We start from the raw sequence: 18,895 nt of genomic DNA on the forward strand, positions 1-18,895 counted from the left end.
CGACCCCGCGAAATCCACATCGTCCCCGAACTCCCCAAAACCCGCAGCGGCAAAATCATGCGCCGCCTCCTGCGCGACGTCGCCGAAGGACGCGAACTCGGCGACACCTCCACCCTCGTGGACCCGAGCGTCTTCGAGGCGATCCGGGCGGGCAAGGACTGACCGTCCAGCGCTGAGCGCGGCCGGTGGCGGGTTCGTCACCGGCCGCACCCGCTAAGATTGCGTAAGGTGTGCCGGGAAGTCTGGTCGGCGAGCGGTCGCGCACCCGTTGAGCCGACTTCGGCGGGTGCCGCTTCCGCGCTGCCTGCCCGCGCCCGAAAGGTTTCCCGTGATCACCCAAGTGCGCTCGGAACTGTCTCGCTACCTCCGCACGGAAACCGTCGGCGGCGCACTGCTTCTGATCGCGGCCGCGACGGCGTTGCTGTGGGTGAACTCGCCGTGGGGAGCGAGTTATCTGACGATAACCGAGACGGTCGTCGCGCTGCCGCCGCTGCACCTGGAACTGACCATCGCCGACTGGACCAAGGACGGCCTGCTCGCGGTGTTCTTCTTCGTCGCCGGGCTGGAACTCAAACGCGAACTGGTCGTCGGCGAGCTCTCCGACCGCAAAAGCGCCACGCTGCCGGTCATCGCGGCGGTCGGCGGAGTGGTGACCCCCGCGCTGATCGCGGCGGTCGTCGGATTCGGCGTCCCCGGCATGGACCGCGGGTGGGCCATCCCCGTCGCCACCGACATCGCGTTCGCGCTCGCCGTGCTCGCGCTGACCGGTTCGCGCATCCCCGCGGGCGCGCGCGTATTCCTGCTCAGCCTCGCGGTGGTCGACGACCTGATGGCGATCGTCCTGATCGCGGTGCTGTTCACCACGACGGTGTCGCTGCTGTGGCTGCTCGTCGCCGCCGGATGCTTCGCCGGGTGGGCGCTGGCGCAACACGCCCGAATCGGCACGCCGTTGCTCTATGTGCCGCTGGCGTTGGCGTCCTGGTACGCGCTGCACGAGGCGGGCATCCACCCCACCTTGGCCGGTGTCACGCTCGGTCTGCTCACCCGGGTGCGCCCGGACCCCGGTGAACAGATAGCGCCCGCCGCCCGGCTCGAGCACCTGTTCCAGCCGGTCTCCGCCGGATTCTGCGTCCCGCTGTTCGCCCTGTTCGCCTCCGGAGTCCCTCTGAATCCCAGGGTCTTCGGCGAGTTGTTCACCGACCGGCTCGCGCTGGCGGTGATTCTCGGTCTCCTGGTGGGCAAGGTCGTCGGGATCTTCGGGATGAGCTGGGTGGCAATCCGGTTGGGCATCGCGACGCGCCCCGGCGGACTCGGCTGGCGGGACATGTTCGCACTGTCGGTGCTCGGCGCGATCGGCTTCACGGTTAGCCTTCTGGTGGCGGAACTCGCTCTGGCCGACGTCGCGGACGGGTCAGCCGTCGAGTTGGCGAAAGCAGCTGTGTTGGTGACATCAATGGCGGCGTCGCTCGCCGGTTCGGCGCTACTGTTGCGGCGTGGGCGTGTCCACCAGGCTCGGCGGGACGCCCGTGCGCTACAACGTGAACAGTACGGCGGCGCGAGCGATCCGCCCGGAGGCGGTAGCCTGCGTGACCACGGAGGGCACCGGGAGCGCCGCCGATCGAACGGGAGTTTCAGCAGTGCCGGGACAGGGAGAAGGGTCGACCAAGTGAGTTTCAACCACGGCGGTAACGGGAGCGACGCGGAGCGCGGTCGTACGGTCACCTCCATTCCGCTCACGGACGCCGATCCGCTCGGCTCCGCGAGCTTCGGGACGCTGGTCCGCGACGCCGCCGAGCAGATGTCGACCCTGGTCCGCGCCGAGGTCGAACTGGCCAAGGCCGAGGTCACCGGCGAGATCAAGAAGGGCCTGCAGGGCAGCGTCTTCTTCATCCTCGCCCTCACCGTGCTGCTGTTCAGCACGTTCTTCTTTTTCTTCTTCCTCGGCGAACTGCTCGACGTGTGGCTGGCGCGCTGGGCGGCCTTCCTCATCGTCTTCCTGCTGATGGTCGTGGCGACCGCGGCGCTGGCGTTGCTCGGGTACCTGCGGGTGAAGAAACTGCGCGCGCCGGAGAAGACGATCGACTCGCTCAAGCAGGCGCGCACGGTGCTGCCGCACAGCCTGGGCGCCGGCGCGCACGACGACCGTCTCGCGCTGGAGAAGCGGACTTCCTAGGCGCGCGTTCGCGAGCCGGTACGGCGGCTACTAGGCTCGGTCGCCGTGTCGGCGAACTTGCTTCCGGATCCGTCCAGCGTCCGTTACGACGGACCGTGGACCCATCGGGACGTGCACGCCAACGGCATTCGATTCCACGTCGTGGACGCCGCACCGGAGCGGTCCGACGCCCCGCTGGTCGTGCTGCTGCACGGCTTCGCGGACTTCTGGTGGTCCTGGCGTCACCAATTGACCGGCCTGGCCGAACTCGGCTACCGCACCGTGGCCGTCGACCTGCGCGGCTACGGCGACAGCGACAAGCCGCCGCGCGGATACGACGGCTGGACGCTCGCCGGTGACGTCGCCGGGCTCATCCGGGCGCTCGGCTACACCGAGGCCACCCTGGTCGGGCACGCCGACGGCGGGCTGGTCTGCTGGACCACCGCGGTGCTGCATCCGCGACTGGTCCGCTCCATCGCGCTGGTCGGCTCCCCGCATCCGGCGGCGCTGAAGAGTTCGATCCTGCGCAACCGCCGCCAGCGCGCGGCCTGGCTGCCGAACTTCCTTCGCTACCAGGTGCCCCGGTACGGCGAGCATCTGCTGACCACCACCGACGGCTTCGAAGTGGAACGGCTGCTGCGGCAGCGGGTGAGCCCGGGATGGTCGGGCACGGCCGAATTCGTGGACACGGCGCGGCGGATGCGCTCGGCCATCCAGATCCCCGGCGCCGCGCATTGCGCACTGGAGTACCAGCGCTGGGCCTTCCGCAGCCAGTGGCGTCCGGACGGCCGCCGCTTCATGGCGACCATGCGCGACCCCATTCACATCCCGGTCCTCGCCATGCGCGGCGAACTGGACCCCTACATCCTGCCCGCCACGTTCCGCCGCGGGCACGAATGGTCACCGCGACGACAACTGGTCCCCGTGCCCGGCGCGGCCCACTTCGCACACCAGGAGAACCCCGACGTGGTCACGGCGGAACTCGCGAAGCTCCTGGACTGACCGCTCGTGCCCCGGCCCCGCCGGATGACCTCGGTTTCCGGCTGCCGCGGCCGGAAACCGAGGAACGGGATCAGCTGAGCACACACGCTCCGGTGGCGACCGGGCCCGCGGAACGCTCCGAAGCCTCGAGTTCGGAACGGACCTCGTTGAGGGTCAGGACGTAGCCGGTGTCGTTGTCGGTCACCGCTGCGCCGAAGACGACTCCGAGCACCTGTCCCTGGGTATCCACCAGCGGCCCACCGGAGTTGCCCGCTTGAACGAGCCCGCGCACCGTGTACACCTCGCGCTTCACCGTGCCGTCCCGGTAGATGTTCGGCCCGGTCAGATCCAGGGTCTCGCGGATGCGAGCCGCGCTCGCGGTGTACCGGCCACCGCCCGGGTAGCCGAGCACGATGGCGCTCTCGCCGGAACGAGCGGGAGCGGGCGCCTGCGGAACGACCGGAGCGGTGAGGCCGGGTACCGAGAGCACCGCGACGTCGGTGAACGGGTCGAACAGCACCACCGAAGCCGGCAGCGAGCCGGAGGCGGTGTCCACATCGATGCTCGTGGTGCCCGCGACGACGTGCGCGTTTGTCATCACGCGCTCCGGCGCGATCACGAAGCCGGAACCTTCCAGCGCCCGTTGGCAACTCGGGGCGACCCCGCGGATGCGCAGCACGCTCTGCTGCAGCGACGCCGCGACCGGGCTGGCCAGCACGCTCGGATCAGGCGGTTCGACGGCCGCGATCGGCGCCCGCCCGAACGGCCCGATCACGTCCGGCAGGCCGGAGGTGTTGAGCAGCTTGGAGAACTCGTTGGGCAGCCTGCGCAGCCAATTCGGCGCGACGTCGTTGACGTCGGCGAGCACCCGCGAGCCGTTGATCGCGGTGGCGATGGCCGGCTGCGACGAGGTGGCCAGCGGCAGCGCCAGCAGCCACGCGGTGACCAGCACGGCGACCGCCTGCAGCCCCGCGCCGACCACGCTGTCCACGCTGCGGGTGAACGGATGACGCATGCCGCTGCGCGCGGCGCGACCGAGCACCATGCCCGCGACCTCGCCGACGATCACCAGCACCACGATGAGCAGCACACCGGTGAGCACCCTGGTGCGGCCCTCGTCGACGTGCACCAGGATGTGCGGCGCGATCAGGATGCCCGCGACGGCGCCCAGCACCACACCGAGAAAGGCCAGCGCCGAGGCCACCGCGCCCTGCCGCCACCCCGAGGAGGCGGCCAGCAGCGCGAGCAGCACGACGGCGATGTCGAGCCAGGCCGACGAGCTCATAACGTCATCCCCACGGCGGCGAGTGCGGTCTCCAGGTCACGAACGTCCTCGTGGTCCCACTCCCGGTCCCACCCCGACGCCTTGCTGATCCCCGCCAGGATGCCGCCGGTCAGCCCCCAGACCAGCATCCCGTCCACCTGGAACGCCGGACTCTGATAGCCCAGCGTGCTGCGGACCAGGAAGCGATTCGCCGGATCGAGCAGCTGGGCCAGCGGGACGCGCACCACCCGCTCGGTCTCGCTCTCGTCCACCACCCGCACCTCGCCCGGCGTGCGCCAGTACGCGATGACCGGTGTCACGTCGAACCGGGAGGGCGGCACGAACAGTTTCGGCAGCACCGCGAACGGCTCGACGCCCGAACGGTCCAGGCCGGTTTCCTCGCACGCCTCGCGCAGCGCGGTGTCGATCGGCCCGTCGTCCTCCGGGTCCACCGCGCCGCCGGGGAACGCGACCTGGCCGCGATGCTGGCGCATCGTGGACGCGCGCTGGGTGAGCAGTACCTCGGCGTCGGCGGGTAGTCCGCCCGGAGCGTCCGGGTCCGCCTCGGGCGAGCCGCCGAACAGCACGAGCACGGCGGCTTGGCGCGGTTTCGACGTGGCGGTCAGGACCCGGCGCAGCGCACGAGCCCTGGTCAAGGTGTCGGCGCTGTCGACGGCCGGTTCCGCGGAGCGGGCCAGCCAGGCCGGTAGATCTCGCGGCGGCTCGATCGTCATCGCACACCTCCCCCGCGCACGCGTCTCCGACTGACCGCCCGCACCGACACCTCCACCAGTGATTTGTCCACCCGCACTGTCATGCGGCCACTCCGAGCTTGCCCGCGACCGTGTTCGCGATGTCATCCACCCCCTCGAAAGCGCGGACCACGACCTCGGCGACCGAGCCGTCGGCCCGCACCAGCACCGAGATCGGCAGCACCGCGGGGGCGCCAACGGCCGTGCGCACCCGCGCGTCGGCGTCGAGCACGCCGGGCAGCCGAACGTCCAGTCCGCGCAGCCGGGACAGGGCCTTCGCCTCATCAGGGTCGCTGTGCACGGTCAGCACCGTAACCGCGTTCCCGGCGCGTTGGGCGTATTGCTGCAAATACGGCAACTCCTCGGCGCACGGTGCGCACCAGTACGCCCACAGGTTCAGCAAGGCGGGCTTGCCCGCCAGCGCGGCGGCCAGGTCGACCGGCTTGCCGTTCGCCAGGCACTGCAGGGTTATCCCGGCCAGCGGGCCGTTGCCGGGCTCGGCGCCGCTCGGGCAGTCGGGCAGGCCTGCGGCGGCGCGCAGGTCATCGGAAGCGCCGGAGGCGAGCGAGGTGGACCGCGGCCCCGTCGTCTCGCCGTCGTCGCCGCGCGGCCACACCGCGACCGCCAGCGCCAGCACCGCGATCAGACCGGCGAGCGCCCACCGCCACGCATGACTCCTTCGGCCCGAGGGCTCCGAGCTCACCGGCTCACCAGCTCGAGCAGATGCTCCCGCTCCGGCCCTTTCACCAGTTGGGCCGCGGCCTCCGGATCGGTCGGCCCGATCCCGAACGACGGGCAGTCTTTGGCCAGGACGCACGTGCCGCAGGCGGGCTTGCGGGAGTGGCAGACCCGGCGGCCGTGGAAGATCACCCGGTGCGAGAGCATCGTCCACTCCTTGCGCTCGATCAGCGCGCCGACGATGTGCTCGACCTTCACCGGATCTTCTTCCTCGGTCCATCCCCAGCGGCGCACCAGGCGGCCGAAATGGGTGTCGACCGTGATGCCGGGCACCCCGAACGCGTTACCGAGGATGACGTTCGCGGTCTTGCGCCCGATGCCGGGCAGCTGGACCAGTTCGGCCAGGGTGTGAGGCAACTCACCGTCGTGCCGCTCCAGCAGTGCCTGGCCCAGTCCGATCAGCGAGGCGGCCTTGTTCCGGAAGAACCCGGTGGGCCGGATGTATTCCTCCAGCTCCGCGCGGTTTGCCTCGGCATACGCCCGTGCGTCGGGGTAGCGGGCGAACAGTGCGGGGGTGGTGAGATTCACTCGCTCGTCGGTGCACTGCGCGGAAAGGATTGTCGCGACCGCCAATTCGAGGGGCGTGGTGAAATCCAGCTCACAGTGCGCGTCGGGGAAAGCGACCGCGAGTTCGCGGTTCATCCGGCGCGCCCTGCGGACCAGCCCGAGCCGGGTTTCCGCCTGTCGCGCCCTGGTTTTCCGTCTCGGAGCCGCGGCGGCGATCGGCGGCGTTTCGGAGGACTCGGAGCCGGCCGGAAGCCCGTTCCCGGCGGCGGTGGAGGGGGAGACGCGCACGCGTCCACCATACGGAACCGGCAGACAACGTTGCCCTTCCAGTTCAGTTGCCGTGTTCCATCTGAGACCTCGACGGTGTTTACTGCTCGTCATGCAAGGACTCGCTGTGGTGCTCTTCCCAGTGGTGTTGATGCTGTTCGCACTGGGTATGGAGCGGGTCGAGAATCGGCTCCGCAAGCTTCTCGAACCCGACGAAGAGGTTCAGCAGTACCTGGACAAGGCCAGCAACGCCGAAGTGAAGGAGCTGACGAAGCTCGGTCTTCCGGCCGCCGTGGCCCGGATGCGCAGGCGCCGCTCCCGCGGCGATGAGCTGGACGTGGCCCGCGCGAGCTGATCCGGCGCGAGCGTCGCGCAATCCACTCGTTACGTGGTGTCCGTCACTACGCTGTAGGCACGCCGCGTAGACTGCGCTGTTGGCCGAGTCGCTTCGGTCCAGTACAGAGCCATTTCCCTAAGGAGCACATTCGTGGACGAGGCCCTCGCCAGAGCAGGCATCTTCCAGGGCGTCGAGCCCACTGCGGTGGCCGCCCTCGCCAAGCAACTTCAACCGGTGGATTTCCCGCGTGGCCACGTCATCTTCAACGAGGGCGAGCCGGGCGACCGGCTTTACATCATCACCTCCGGCAAGGTGAAGATCGGACGTCGTTCGCCCGACGGCCGCGAGAACCTGCTGACCATCATGGGCCCGTCCGACATGTTCGGCGAACTGTCGATCTTCGACCCGGGACCGCGTACGTCCACCGCAACCACGGTGACCGAGGTGCGCGCGGTGACCATGGACCGCGACGCCCTCAAGACCTGGATCGATCAGCGACCCGAGATCGCCGAGCAATTGCTGCGTGTTCTCGCGCGCCGCCTGCGCCGGACCAACAACAACCTGGCCGACCTGATCTTCACCGACGTCCCTGGCCGGGTCGCCAAGGCGCTGCTGCAGCTCGCGCAGCGCTTCGGTACCCAGGAGGCGGGCGCGCTGCGGGTCACCCACGACCTCACCCAGGAGGAGATCGCCCAGCTGGTCGGCGCCTCCCGCGAGACCGTGAACAAGGCGCTCGCCGACTTCGCGCATCGCGGCTGGCTGCGCCTGGAGGGCAAGAGCGTGCTCATCTCCGACTCCGAGCGCCTGGCCCGCCGCGCGCGATAACGGATCCCCTACGGCGAACGCCGGGTTCAGCGCTCCACTGAACCCGGCGTCGTGTCGTTCCGGCTAGCCGTGCACGCGCAGGTACTCCAGCTGCGCCTGCACCGAACTGCGCGCGGCCGGCCAAAGCCGCTTGTCCACGTCGGAATACACCTTCCGCACCACCGCCATCGCGCCCGCGTCCGGGCCGAGCGCCCGCAGCGCGTCCCGCACCTGGCCGAGTCGCTCGTGCCGATGCGCGATGTAGTAGCGGGCGACCGGCTCCAGATCCGGATGGTCCGGGCCGTGCGCGGGCAGCAACGCCTTACCCTTCCCCGCCTCGACCAGCCGGTCCAGCGAGGACAGATAGTCGGCCAGTGCCCCGTCGGTGGAGTCGAGCACGGTGGTGCCCGCGCCCAGGATGGTGTCACCGGTCAGCACGGCGTCGTCGAGGACGAAACTGACCGAGTCGCCGGTGTGGCCCGGTGTGTCCACCACGGTGATCCGCAGGCCCGCCGCCTCGATCACCTCACCGTCGGCGAGCGGGGCATCCGCACCGCGCAGGAAAGCGGGGTCCTTGGCCCGCACAGGCGTCCCGGTCAGCTTCACCAGGCGATCGATCCCGCCGGTGTGGTCGTGATGACGGTGGGTGATCAAGGTGAGCGCGATCCGGCCGCCGGTCGCTTCGACGATCGCCGCACAGTGCGACTTGTCCTTCGGCCCCGGATCCACCACCACACAATCCGACCGTCCGGGCGCGCGCAGGATCCAGGTGTTGGTGCCCTCCAAGGTCATCTGGCCCGGATTGTCGGCGAGCAGCACCGCCGCCGTCTCGGTGACCTGCCGGAGCTGCCCGTAGGCGGGGTGAGTCAACGTCATCGCAAAACCTCGGATAGAAACGGAGCCGACAGTTCCGGTCTAGCGCACCTCGGCGATCAGTTCGACCTCGACGGGGGTATTGCGCGGAAGTTCGGAGACGCCGACAGCCGAGCGCGCGTGCTTGCCCGCGTCACCGAAGACCTGACCGAGGAACTCCGACGCGCCGTTGATCACCACCGGCTGATCGCCGAATCCCGGCGCCGAGGCGACGAATCCGACCACCTTCACGATGCGCACCACCGCGTCCAACCCCACCAGGTCGTGCACCGCGGCCAGCGCGTTCAGCGCGCACAGCCGGGCCGCCTCCTTGGCCGCCTCGACCGAAACCTCCGCACCGACCTTGCCGACCGCGGACAACTCGCCGTTCACGAACGGCAGCTGCCCGGAGGTGTAGACGAGCGACCCCGTGCGGATCGCGGGAATGTAAGCCGCGACCGGAGCCGCGACCGGCGGCAGAGTGATGCCGAGTTCGGCGAGATTCTTCTCCCACTGGGTCACCGCGTCACCCACCTCTACTTCGGCCGCTTCAGATAGGCGACGTGCTGCTCACCCGTCGGGCCGGGCAGCACGGTGACCAACTCCCAGCCGTCGGCTCCCCACTGGTCCAGAATCTGCTTCGTCGCATGCGTCAGCAGCGGCACGGTCGCGTACTCCCACAGGGTCGTATCACTCATGTGCGAGAGCGTAGCTCTGTTTAATTGCCGCGACTTCGTCGCGGCGGGTTCGCGGCCCATGCTCGGTCTCGCTTCGCTCGAAAGACGTGGTTGCGGTGCGCTGGGGGCGTGGAGAGTCGAACTCAGGACAGAACGCACGGCAGTTCGCAGGGCAGGTGGCTTGCGATGCGGCGTGGCCGCGGGGCTTTGTGGCCTCCGCGGCCGCGACTTGCTCCTTCGTCACTTGCGCGGCGGCCGCGCAAACGCGAGCCGGGCCGCGAACGACGGATGCTCGGTCTCGCTTCGCTCGAAAGACGTGGTTGCGGTGCGCTGGGGGCGTGGAGAGTCGAACTCAGGACAGAACGCACGGCAGTTCGCAGGGCAGGTGGCTTGCGATGCGGCGTGGCCGCGGGGCTTTGTGGCCTCCGCGGCCGCGACTTGCTCCTTCGTCACTTGCGCGGCGGCCGCGCAAACGCGAGCCGGGCCGCGAACGGCGCATGCTCGGTCTCGCTTCGCTCGAAAGACGTGGTTGCGGTGCGCTGGGGGCGTGGAGAGTCGAACTCAGGACAGAACGCACGGCAGTTCGCAGGGCAGGTGGCTTGCGATGCGGCGTGGCCGCGGGGCTTTGTGGCCTTCGCGGCCGCGGCTTGCTCCTTCGTCGCGTGTGCGGCGGCCGCGCGAACGTGAGGCGGGCCGGGAACGGTGCTTGGGTGGGCTCGCTTCGCTCGAAAGCGGCGGTCGGGTGTGGGCTGAGTGCGTGGGCGTCGTAGCGCACTACCTGGGTAGCGATGGGCTGCTCGCCGGGGTGTGGCGGAACTCGGATGACGGCGGGGCGGGAGCGGGGGTCGGCGCCTCGACCCACCCGTCTGGTACGGCCGGTGCCCCGCGGTCGCGGACCAGTTATAGGCTCGCGAGCGTGGGAGTACCAACTGCAGTGCCGCTTTCGGCGGAGCCGGGACTGGACACAGGGTGGCCGAAGCGCGCTGAGCAGGCCCGCTTGCACTACGTCTCCGGAAAGGGAGGCACGGGCAAGTCGACGGTGGCCGCGGCGCTGGCGCTCGCGCTCGCCGCGGGCGGACGGCGCGTGCTGTTGGTCGAGGTGGAGAGTAGGCAATCGATCGCGCAGCTGTTCGATCTGCCGCCGCTGCCGCCGACCGAGACACGGATCGCCACCGCGGACGGCGGCGGCGAAGTCGTCGCGCTGGCGCTGGACATCGAGCACGCCTTCCTGGAATACCTCGACATGTTCTACAACCTCGGCTTCGCGGGACGGGCGATGCGCCGGATGGGCGCCATCGAGTTCGTCACCACGATCGCGCCCGGCCTGCGCGACGTCATCCTGACCGGCAAGATCAAGGAGTGCGCGGTACGCGTGGACAAGTCCGGAAAGCGGGTCTACGACGAGATCGTGGTCGACGCCCCGCCCACCGGCCGGATCGCCGGCTTCCTCGACGTCACCAAGGCCATGGCCGAGGTCGCCAAGGGCGGGCCGATCGCCTCGCAGGCCGAGGGCGTCTCGCAGCTGCTGCACTCCGACCAGACCATGATTCATCTGGTCACGCTGCTGGAGGCGCTGCCGGTGCAGGAGACCGCCGACGCGATCGCCGAACTCACCGCCGCCGACCTGCGCATCGGCACCGTCATCGTGAACCGCGCGACCGAAGGCCAGCTCCCACCCGAGCTGCGCGCACGGGCCGCTCGGGGCGAGCTGGACGCCGACTCCGTTCGCGCCGGACTCACCTCCGCGGGGATCACCCTCTCCGACAGCGACTTCCAGGGCCTGCTCACCGAAACGATCGAGCACTCCGCCACGCTGCAAGCCCAGGACGACAGTGCCGATGAGCTGGCCAAAGTCGACATCTCCCGCCTCTACCTGCCCGCCCTGCCCGACGGGATGGATCTTGGCGGGCTGTACGAACTAGCCGAACACCTCACCGCCCAGGGAGTCCGATGAGCACGCCGACCCACCCCACGGCTGCCCCGCTGGATGTCTCGCGGATCATCGCCGACCCCTCCGCGCGCGTGGTGGTCTGCTGCGGTTCCGGCGGCGTCGGGAAGACCACCACCGCCGCCGCTATCGCGCTGCGCGCCGCCGAGGAGGGGCGCAAGGTCGTGGTGCTCACCATCGATCCGGCGCGCAGGCTGGCCCAGTCGCTGGGCGTCGCGGACCTGGGCAACAACCCGCAGCGGGTGGCGTTGGGTCCGGAGGTCAAGGGCGAGCTGTACGCGATGATGCTGAACATGCGTCGCACGTTCGACGACATGGTGCTCGAGCACACCAGCGGGGAGAAAGCCGAGCAGATCTTCGCCAACCCCTTCTATCAGACGGTCGCCTCCTCCTTCGGCGGCACGCAGGAATACATGGCGATGGAGAAACTGGGCCAGCTGGCCCACCGGGGCGAATGGGACCTGATCGTGGTCGACACGCCGCCTTCGCGCAACGCCCTCGACTTCCTGGACGCCCCCAAGCGGCTGGGCAATTTCCTCAACGGACGCATGATCCGGGTGATCATGGCTCCCGGCCGCGGCGTGACCCGGTTGGTGACCGGCGCGATGAGCCTGGCCGTGCGGGGCGTGTCCACTGTCGTGGGCGGTCAGATGCTCAAGGACGCGTCGAACTTCCTGCAATCTCTGGAATCGCTGTTCGGCGGCTTCCAGGAGCGAGCCGAGCGTACCTTCGCGATGCTGTCGAAGCCGGGCACGCATTTTCTGGTGGTGGCGGCGCCGGAACCGGACGCGCTGCGGGAGGCCTCGTTCTTCGTCGACCGCCTCTCCACCGAGCGCATGCCGCTGGCGGGACTGGTGCTCAACCGCACACATCCGGTGCTGAGTTCACTGTCGGCCGATCACGCGCTCACCGCCGCCGATCAGGTGGCCGAATCCGATCCGCTCACCGCGGCGGTCTTGCGGGTGCACGCCCGCCGGGTCGCCACCGACAAGCGCGAGCAGCACCTGCTGCACCGCTTCACGGGCGCGCACCCCCGGGTGCCGATCGTCTCGGTCACCGCGCTTCCGTTCGAGGTGTCCGATCTCGACGCGCTGCGCGTGGTCGGCGATCAGCTCACCCGCACGACCCGCGCGACCGCCTGATACTTAGGCGTATCCGCTATTGCTTCCAACCGGAGCATCGGTCCTGAAACGAAACTGAGCCCGCTCGCGCGGGCTCTGTTTCGGTTTTGCGGAACTACATCGCCACTTGGTGCTGGCGCTGGGCCTGGAAGAAATCGGCCCACGAGGTCACTTCTGGATGCTGCTTCAACAGGGCGCGACGCTGCCGCTCCGTCATCCCGCCCCACACACCGAACTCGACGCGATTGTCCAGCGCGTCGGCACCACACTGCATGAGCACCGGGCAGTGCCTGCAGATCGTCGCCGCTTTGCGCTGCGCCGCGCCGCGGACGAACAACTGATCGGGATCCACTTCCTTGCATCGGGCCTGGGCTACCCAGGCGATCCTTGCTTCGGCCTGCTCCACGTCCAATCGAGCGATGGGGGTTGTCATGTGCATTTGGTGTGCCCCTTTGCAGTCCGAACACCGGTCAACGGCGCTCCAGAATCGCGTTGTCACCACGCAGCACCCAAACCCCGCTGCGAAGTGCACCACATTCCACTTTGAGTGTTAGCTCTATCACACTGGGTTCTCAATCTAGGTAAAGGTATGGCGCTTGCGCAAGACCACCTCGAGATTTTTTGGTACGTCCGTCCCTGCAAAGCCGGGTGCGCACAGGACGGGCAGGCAGATTGCGTGCGGGCCCTCGCGCGACACGCCGGGCACGATCGCGCGACACGCCCATTCCGGTTCGCGAACAACCAGTTCCGGCCGTCGGACAAATGCCGCCAAGAAGGCTCGAATGGCAACCCGTAGTCTTGATTCGTGCCGATCACACATACGCTCGCGCGGCTGGCCGGCAGCTGCGTGCTGGCCTCCGTGCTCGTCGCCGGGTTGTTGTTCCCGCTCGCCGGCGGCTTCGGGTTCGTCTCCAACCGCGCCGCCGACGCCGTCGACAACGTCTCCGCGGAGCTGGTCGAGGGAACGGTGCCCGCGGTCTCGACCATGGTCGACGCGGCGGGCAATCCGATCGCCTGGCTGTACGAGCAGCGCAGATTCGAGGTCCCCAGCGACCGGATCTCCAACGACATGAAACTCGCGATCGTGTCCATCGAGGACCGCCGCTTCGCCGAGCACGAGGGCGTGGACTGGCAGGGCACGCTGCGCGCGTTCCTGACCAACACCACCAGCGGCGAGGTGCAGCAGGGCGCGTCGACGCTGGATCAGCAGTATGTGAAGAACTTCCAGCTGCTGGTGGTCGCCAAGACCGACGCCGAACGGCGCGCCGCCATCGAGACCACCCCCGCCCGCAAGATCCGGGAGATCCGGATGGCGCTGACGCTCGACCGTGAGCTGACCAAGGACGAGATCCTCACCAGGTACCTCAACCTGGTCCCGTTCGGGAACTCGTCCTACGGCATCCAGGACGCCGCGAAGACCTACTTCGGCGTCGACGCGGCCGAGCTGAACGTGTCGCAGGCCGCGATGCTGGCGGGCATGGTGCAGAGTTCGTCCAAGCTGAACCCCTACACCAACCCGGACGGCGTGCTGGCCCGGCGCAACACCGTGCTGGACACCATGATCCAGAACATCCCCAGCCGCGCCGAGGAGTTCCGCGAGGCCAAGACCAAGCCGCTGGGCGTGCTGCCGGAGCCCAAAGGTCTGCCGCGCGGGTGCATCGCGGCCAACGACCGTGGCTTCTTCTGCGACTACGCGCTGCAGTACCTGGCCAACGCTGGAATCAGCCGCGAACAGATCGAGAAGGGTGGCTACCTGATCCGGACCACCCTCGATCCGGCCGTGCAGGACTCGGTGAAGCGGGCGGTGACCGACGCGGCCAATCCGAACCTGGACAACATCGCGGAGGTCATGTCCGTGGTCGCGCCGGGGCAGGACACGCATCCCGTCCTGGCGATGGCCAGCAGCCGCACCTACGGCCTGAACCGGGACGCGAGCGAGACCGTGCAGCCGCAGCCGTACTCGATGGTCGGCGACGGCGCTGGGTCGATCTTCAAGGTCTTCACGACCGCCGCCGCCATGGAGAAGGGCCTCGGCATCAACGCCCAGCTCGACGTGCCCGGCCGGTTCGAGGCCAAGGGCATGGGTAACGGTGGCGCCCGCGGCTGCCCGCCCGCCACCTATTGCGTGGAGAACGCGGGCCGGTACAAATCGCCGATGTCCGTCACCGAGGCGCTGGCCACCTCGCCGAACACCGCGTTCGTCAAGCTGATCCAGGCCGTCGGGGTCACCCCGACCGTCGACATGGCCGTCCGGCTCGGCATGCGCTCGTTCACCGAAGCTGGCTCCTCCGGCCACGGCAACCAGAGCCTGGCCGACATGATCAAGAGCCAGAATCTCGGCTCGTTCACCCTCGGCCCGGTCGCGATCAACCCGCTGGAGCTGTCCAACGTGGCCGCGACGCTGGGGTCCGGCGGCCGGTGGTGCCCGCCGAACCCGATCAAGGAAGTCATCGATCGCCAGGGCAAGCAGGTGCCGCTGACCCAGCAGGCCTGCGAGCAGGTCATCGAGCCCGGCCTGGCGAACACTCTCGCCAACGCGATGAGCAAGGACGACACCGCGGGCACGGCGGCGGCAGCGGCCCAGTCGGTGGGCTGGAACCTCCCCATGGCGGGCAAGACCGGTACCACCGAGAGCCACCGCTCCTCGGCATTCCTCGGCTTCACCAACTCGCTCGCCGCCGCGGTCTACGTCTACGGCGACAGCCCCACCCCGGGCGAGATCTGCTCGTTCCCGCTGCGCAACTGCGGGGACGGCAACCTGTTCGGTGGTAACGAACCGGCTCGGACCTGGTTCAACGCCATCAAGCCGGTGGTGCCGCTGTTCCCGCCGCCCGCGCTGCCGCCGCTGGACGACAAGTACGTGCGCGGCGCGAACAACGCGCAGGTGCCCGACGTCGTCGGCATGACCCAGGGTGAGGCCACCTCGGCGCTGGTCGCCGCGGGCTTCCAGGTGCAGCCGGTGACGGGGGCGGGCGATCGACCCAAGGGCACCGTGATGGGCACCGCCCCGAACGGCTCGGCGATCCCCGGTTCGGTGATCACGCTGTACATCAGCGACGGCACCGTCCGGGCCGCGCCGCCGCCGGGGCCGCCCCCACCGGCGCCGGGCATTCCGGGGCTGCCGCTACCGCCGCGGCTGCCTCCGATCCCGATTCCGATTCCGATCCCGCGCTGAGCACGCGAAAAGGGGCCGCGAACCACACGGTTCGCGGCCCCTTTTCGCGTCGCTGCCCTACAGCCGCGCCTTTACCGCGGCCGAGATACGCGAGCCGTCGGCCTTGCCCGCGGCGAGCCCGGTGGCGATCTTCATGACCTGCCCCATCTGGCGCATGCCGGGACGCTCGCCGTTCTCCTCGGCGACCTGCGCGATGGCGGTGTCGGCGAGATCGGCGACTTCGGCGTCGGTGAGCTGGGTCGGCAGATACTCGTCGATGATGCGCGCCTCGGCGTGCTCGTTCGCCGCCAGTTCGCCGCGCCCGGCCTGTGTGTAGACCTCCGCGGATTCGTTGCGCTTCTTCGACTCCTTCTGCAGCACGGAGACGACCTCGGCGTCGGTGAGCTCACGGGCCTCCGAACCGGCGACCTCGGCGGTCTGGATCGCCGACAGCAGCATCCGCAACGTGGAAAGGCGCAGCGTGTCCTTGGCTTTCATCGCGGCGGTCAGATCCGCCCTCAGCTGCGATTTGAGTTCCGACATGCCGATCACGGTAGCCGCTGCGGCGCGGCGGTCCCACTACATTTGCCGCGTCGCCGGTTTTCCCGCCCGATAACGGGCGCTTGTGCGGAAACACACTCGGCGCGCTCGAGCGGGGTCACCTATGCTGGGCAAATGCCCGTGATCTCGACCTCTGCTGTACGCACGACCGCGCTGGGAGCCGCCGGGGCCGCGGTGGCCGGACTCGGCTACGCCTCGCTGGTCGAACGCAACGCCTTCGTTCTGCGGGAGGCGACCATGCCTGTACTGGCGCCGGGGTCGTCGTCGCTGCGCGTGCTGCACCTGAGTGACCTGCACATGACGCCCGGCCAGAAGCTCAAGCAGCAGTGGCTACGGGAGCTGGACCGGCTGGAGCCGGACTTGGTGATCAACACCGGCGACAATCTCTCGCATCAGAAGTCGGTGCCCGCGGTGGTCCAGGCCCTCGGCGGATTGCTCTCCCGCCCTGGCCTTTTCGTTTTCGGCAGCAACGACTACTTCGCGCCGGTGGCGAAGAACCCGTTCAACTACTTCAAGAAGGACCACCGCCGCACCTACGGCGCGCCGCTGCCGTGGAAGGACCTGCGCGCGGCCTTCACCGAGCGTGGCTGGCTCGACCTGACGCATGTGCGCCGCGACCTCGAGGTGGCCGGTATCCGCATCGCCACCGCGGGCGTCGACGATCCGCACCTGCAGCGCGACCGCTACGACACCGTCGCAGGCGCCCCGAACCCGCTGGCCGACCTGCGCATCGGCCTCACCCACTCGCCCGAGCCCCGGGTACTGGACCGCTTCGCCGAGGACGGCTACGACCTCGTGATGGCGGGGCACACCCACGGCGGCCAGTTGTGCCTGCCCGGTTACGGCGCCCTGGTCACCAACTGCGGGATCGACCGGTCCCGGGTGAAGGGTCCGTCGAAGTGGGGTGAACACACCCAGCTGCACGTCTCCGCGGGCATCGGCACTTCGCCGTGGGCGCCCTACCGGTTCTGCTGCCGCCCGGAGGCGACCTTGTTGACGCTGGTGGCCGCGCCGCCGAAGCGTCCGGTCGCCGACACGGGTCAGGGTGTGTCGGCATCGGAGGCCGTCGCCCGCTAAGGTCCCCTGCCGAGACGTGTGGCAGGTAGGGGACAACTGTGAGTGGATTCGACGACCGGCGCGACGACCCGACGACTCCGGGACGGTCCGCCGGGCCGCCCACTCCCCGGCAACAGTCTTTCCCACCGCGTTTCGCCTCTCCGCCATCCGGTGACGCCGACGGCGCCCGGCAGGCTGGTGCGCCGCAACAGTCGGCGCCGTGGCAGCGGCCCGGGGACGACGAAACCGGACGCCCCGCTGTCACGCCATGGCAGCGCGGCGCCGAAGAGCAGTCCTCCGGTCACGCTTCGGGGTGGCGGCCGCTGAACTCGAACGAGCCCGCGCCGACGTCGCAGTTGCCGGGCGCCGGTGCCGGGGGCGCGTCGCCTGATCCGTGGCAGCCCGACCCCACCCGATGGCCGCCGAACGAAGAGCCCGCGCCGACGCTCCAATGGCAGGGCGGGCAGAGTGATCCCGCCACGTCCTGGATGCCTGAGCCGCACACGCCCCCGCTGACCGATCCGACCTTGCTCGGCCCGTCGCTGGGTGGCGGACAGCCGGATTCCGCGCCACCCGACCAGGGCGGCCGGAACGATCCGACGATGCTGGCCCGATCCCTCGGGCAGCCGCCATCGGGGCAGTGGCCGCCGCAGGCCGAGCCGGGTCCCGGTCCTCACGGGCGCAACGACCCGACCATGCTCGGACAACCGCTCGGCGCGATCGACCAGCACGGTCCCTTCGGCCGGGGGCCGAGCGACTCGGCGCCCACCCTGCTCGGCTATCCGAACGCCGATGGGTTCGGCCCACCGGCGCAGATCTCGCAGTGGCAACCAGTCGGCGGACCGGGGCACTACGGCGCGGCACCCGACGGGCGATATCAGTCCGCTCCGCAGGGCGGATTCGCGGCACCGCCGCCACAGCAGAGCGATCCGGGAGGAAAGCTGGTCCTGTCGGCCGGGCTCGTGGCACTGCTGGTGGCCGGTCTCGTCGCCGGTGCAGTCGCCTTGACGACGATGAAGTCGGAGGATTCGGCGCAGGACAGCCCGCCGTCGATGGTGAACGCGCTCACCACCACCACCGGCGCCGCCGCGAACTCGACCGCTCCTGCCACGACCAAGCCCGCCCCGACCACGACCGCGCGCGGGCCAGCCGACAAGACCCCCCTCATCCCCGGCTACCAGGTCGTCAAGGCACCCGACAGCGGGGCCGCCTACGACGTGCCCGCCGACTGGACCGTCGCCCCGCAAGGCACCATCGGCGGCTTCGGGGAACCGCCGAACGCCGTCGCGGGTAAGGGCCTGGCCAGCGAGGGCAAGGGCTACTGCCCCGGCTCGACCCGGACCGTCGCTTTCCTCACCGGCTCGAACACCTCCGACCCGGGCAAGGCGGCCACCGAACTGGGCACGAAGACCGCCACGCTCGCCTACAAGGCGACCTCCGGTGGCACACCCGGCCTGCCCATGCCGCTGGCCTCGCTGGACGGCTCCCAGCACGGCATGTTCGTGGAGACCAAAGGCACCGTCGCCGACGCCAAGCCCGGTTGCGCGAAGGCGTACTCCGTCTACACCGCCGCGTTCCCCAACGACAGCGGGAACTTCGTCATGGTGATCGCCGCCGACACCGGCGTTCCGCACGCACTCGACGCCGAGACCGCCAAGCGCATCTTCACCAGCATCCGCGCCTCCGAAGGCTGACTGACCTGCCGGTTTAACGTCTCGCGCCAC

At 69.5% G+C, this 18,895-nt stretch carries 18 protein-coding genes and 1 pseudogene; 10 read left to right on the forward strand and 9 right to left on the reverse strand.

Features of this window, described 5'->3' with window-relative positions; genetic code table 11:
* Nucleotides 1-331: 331 nt before the first annotated feature.
* The 3 genes and pseudogenes from nhaA to HOV91_RS10900 form a co-directional block, all read left to right on the forward strand.
* A pseudogene (gene nhaA / locus HOV91_RS39820) lies at nucleotides 332-1,564 on the forward strand (Na+/H+ antiporter NhaA); the annotation flags it as partial.
* Nucleotides 1,565-1,666: 102 nt separating this feature from the next.
* Nucleotides 1,667-2,173 carry a phage holin family protein gene (locus tag HOV91_RS39825; RefSeq protein WP_174185395.1) on the forward strand — a complete coding sequence of 169 codons (507 nt, stop codon included), beginning with the start codon at nucleotides 1,667-1,669 and terminating at the stop codon, nucleotides 2,171-2,173.
* 45 nt (nucleotides 2,174-2,218) lie between these two features.
* Entirely contained in the window at nucleotides 2,219-3,154 is a 936-nt protein-coding gene (locus tag HOV91_RS10900; protein ID WP_174185332.1) for an alpha/beta fold hydrolase, read from the forward strand.
* Between the two features lie 70 nt (nucleotides 3,155-3,224).
* On the opposite strand, the gene HOV91_RS10905 is transcribed toward HOV91_RS10900, so the two are convergent.
* The 4 genes from HOV91_RS10905 to nth form a co-directional block, all read right to left on the reverse strand.
* On the reverse strand, nucleotides 3,225-4,418 hold the full coding sequence (locus HOV91_RS10905) for a MarP family serine protease (protein WP_174185333.1): 1,194 nt from the start codon (nucleotides 4,416-4,418) through the stop codon (nucleotides 3,225-3,227).
* Complete coding sequence (locus HOV91_RS10910; RefSeq protein ID WP_174185334.1) at nucleotides 4,415-5,131, reverse strand: NUDIX hydrolase; 717 nt, start codon at nucleotides 5,129-5,131, stop codon at nucleotides 4,415-4,417. Before HOV91_RS10910 ends, HOV91_RS10905 begins: the two co-directional genes overlap by 4 nt.
* 79 nt (nucleotides 5,132-5,210) lie before the next feature.
* Nucleotides 5,211-5,852, reverse strand: coding sequence for a TlpA family protein disulfide reductase (locus HOV91_RS10915; RefSeq protein WP_312884559.1), 642 nt, complete (start codon nucleotides 5,850-5,852; stop codon nucleotides 5,211-5,213).
* Nucleotides 5,849-6,610, reverse strand: coding sequence for an endonuclease III (gene nth, locus HOV91_RS10920; protein WP_312884564.1), 762 nt, complete (start codon nucleotides 6,608-6,610; stop codon nucleotides 5,849-5,851). The genes HOV91_RS10915 and nth overlap by 4 nt, the downstream gene beginning before the upstream one ends.
* Nucleotides 6,611-6,773: 163 nt before the next feature.
* Here nth and HOV91_RS10925 point away from each other — a divergent pair, with 163 nt between their 5' ends.
* Nucleotides 6,774-7,016 carry a hypothetical protein gene (locus tag HOV91_RS10925; RefSeq protein WP_040773075.1) on the forward strand — a complete coding sequence of 81 codons (243 nt, stop codon included), beginning with the start codon at nucleotides 6,774-6,776 and terminating at the stop codon, nucleotides 7,014-7,016.
* Nucleotides 7,017-7,148: 132 nt separating this feature from the next.
* Nucleotides 7,149-7,823 (forward strand): Crp/Fnr family transcriptional regulator, encoded by a 675-nt coding sequence (locus HOV91_RS10930; protein ID WP_039794544.1) that lies wholly within the window; start codon nucleotides 7,149-7,151, stop codon nucleotides 7,821-7,823.
* A gap of 63 nt (nucleotides 7,824-7,886) precedes the next feature.
* Here the strand turns inward: HOV91_RS10930 and HOV91_RS10935 are convergent, their stop codons facing one another.
* Genes HOV91_RS10935 through sp36 form a run of 3 tightly spaced genes read right to left on the reverse strand, consistent with a single transcriptional unit; the run spans nucleotide 7,887 to nucleotide 9,352 of the window.
* Entirely contained in the window at nucleotides 7,887-8,678 is a 792-nt protein-coding gene (locus HOV91_RS10935; protein ID WP_174185335.1) for an MBL fold metallo-hydrolase, read from the reverse strand.
* A 39-nt stretch (nucleotides 8,679-8,717) separates the two neighbouring features.
* Entirely contained in the window at nucleotides 8,718-9,176 is a 459-nt protein-coding gene (locus HOV91_RS10940) for a RidA family protein (RefSeq protein ID WP_067799624.1), read from the reverse strand.
* A 14-nt stretch (nucleotides 9,177-9,190) separates the two neighbouring features.
* Nucleotides 9,191-9,352 (reverse strand): Sp36 family protein, encoded by a 162-nt coding sequence (gene sp36, locus HOV91_RS10945; protein ID WP_085994820.1) that lies wholly within the window; start codon nucleotides 9,350-9,352, stop codon nucleotides 9,191-9,193.
* A gap of 913 nt (nucleotides 9,353-10,265) precedes the next feature.
* Between sp36 and bagA the strand changes: the two genes are divergently transcribed.
* Both bagA and bagB read left to right on the forward strand, forming a co-directional pair.
* Nucleotides 10,266-11,285 (forward strand): ATPase BagA, encoded by a 1,020-nt coding sequence (gene bagA / locus HOV91_RS10950; protein WP_174185398.1) that lies wholly within the window; start codon nucleotides 10,266-10,268, stop codon nucleotides 11,283-11,285.
* Nucleotides 11,282-12,421, forward strand: coding sequence for an ATPase BagB (gene bagB, locus HOV91_RS10955; protein WP_174185337.1), 1,140 nt, complete (start codon nucleotides 11,282-11,284; stop codon nucleotides 12,419-12,421). The genes bagA and bagB overlap by 4 nt, the downstream gene beginning before the upstream one ends.
* A 94-nt stretch (nucleotides 12,422-12,515) precedes the next feature.
* On the opposite strand, the gene HOV91_RS10960 is transcribed toward bagB, so the two are convergent.
* Entirely contained in the window at nucleotides 12,516-12,839 is a 324-nt protein-coding gene (locus HOV91_RS10960; protein WP_014981178.1) for a WhiB family transcriptional regulator, read from the reverse strand.
* A 366-nt stretch (nucleotides 12,840-13,205) separates the two neighbouring features.
* On the opposite strand from HOV91_RS10960, the gene HOV91_RS10965 reads away from it, so the two are divergent.
* On the forward strand, nucleotides 13,206-15,575 hold the full coding sequence (locus tag HOV91_RS10965; protein WP_174185338.1) for a penicillin-binding protein: 2,370 nt from the start codon (nucleotides 13,206-13,208) through the stop codon (nucleotides 15,573-15,575).
* 57 nt (nucleotides 15,576-15,632) lie between these two features.
* Here HOV91_RS10965 and HOV91_RS10970 read toward each other — a convergent pair whose 3' ends face one another.
* Nucleotides 15,633-16,097: a GatB/YqeY domain-containing protein gene (locus tag HOV91_RS10970; protein WP_174185339.1), complete on the reverse strand. Its 465-nt coding sequence runs from the start codon at nucleotides 16,095-16,097 to the stop codon at nucleotides 15,633-15,635.
* Between the two features lie 132 nt (nucleotides 16,098-16,229).
* Here HOV91_RS10970 and HOV91_RS10975 point away from each other — a divergent pair, with 132 nt between their 5' ends.
* Nucleotides 16,230-17,192 (forward strand): metallophosphoesterase, encoded by a 963-nt coding sequence (locus tag HOV91_RS10975; protein WP_174185340.1) that lies wholly within the window; start codon nucleotides 16,230-16,232, stop codon nucleotides 17,190-17,192.
* 38 nt (nucleotides 17,193-17,230) lie between these two features.
* Nucleotides 17,231-18,865 carry a DUF8017 domain-containing protein gene (locus HOV91_RS10980; RefSeq protein WP_174185341.1) on the forward strand — a complete coding sequence of 545 codons (1,635 nt, stop codon included), beginning with the start codon at nucleotides 17,231-17,233 and terminating at the stop codon, nucleotides 18,863-18,865.
* The last annotated feature ends 30 nt before the right edge of the window (nucleotides 18,866-18,895 follow it).

This window comes from Nocardia barduliensis (genome assembly GCF_013315795.1).
In the GTDB taxonomy this organism is placed as follows: Bacteria; Actinomycetota; Actinomycetes; order Mycobacteriales; family Mycobacteriaceae; genus Nocardia; species Nocardia barduliensis.

Bases quoted from the DNA above. Each gene is read 5' to 3' on its own strand.
- HOV91_RS10925 (WP_040773075.1), top strand. From the start codon at position 6,774: ATGCAAGGACTCGCTGTGGTGCTCTTCCCAGTGGTGTTGATGCTGTTC.
- HOV91_RS10975 (WP_174185340.1), top strand. From the start codon at position 16,230: ATGCCCGTGATCTCGACCTCTGCTGTACGCACGACCGCGCTGGGAGCC.
- sp36 (WP_085994820.1), bottom strand. From the start codon at position 9,352: ATGAGTGATACGACCCTGTGGGAGTACGCGACCGTGCCGCTGCTGACG.
- HOV91_RS10970 (WP_174185339.1), bottom strand. From the start codon at position 16,097: ATGTCGGAACTCAAATCGCAGCTGAGGGCGGATCTGACCGCCGCGATG.
- HOV91_RS10960 (WP_014981178.1), bottom strand. From the start codon at position 12,839: ATGCACATGACAACCCCCATCGCTCGATTGGACGTGGAGCAGGCCGAA.
- HOV91_RS10935 (WP_174185335.1), bottom strand. From the start codon at position 8,678: ATGACGTTGACTCACCCCGCCTACGGGCAGCTCCGGCAGGTCACCGAG.
- HOV91_RS10905 (WP_174185333.1), bottom strand. From the start codon at position 4,418: ATGAGCTCGTCGGCCTGGCTCGACATCGCCGTCGTGCTGCTCGCGCTG.
- bagB (WP_174185337.1), top strand. From the start codon at position 11,282: ATGAGCACGCCGACCCACCCCACGGCTGCCCCGCTGGATGTCTCGCGG.
- HOV91_RS10910 (WP_174185334.1), bottom strand. From the start codon at position 5,131: ATGACGATCGAGCCGCCGCGAGATCTACCGGCCTGGCTGGCCCGCTCC.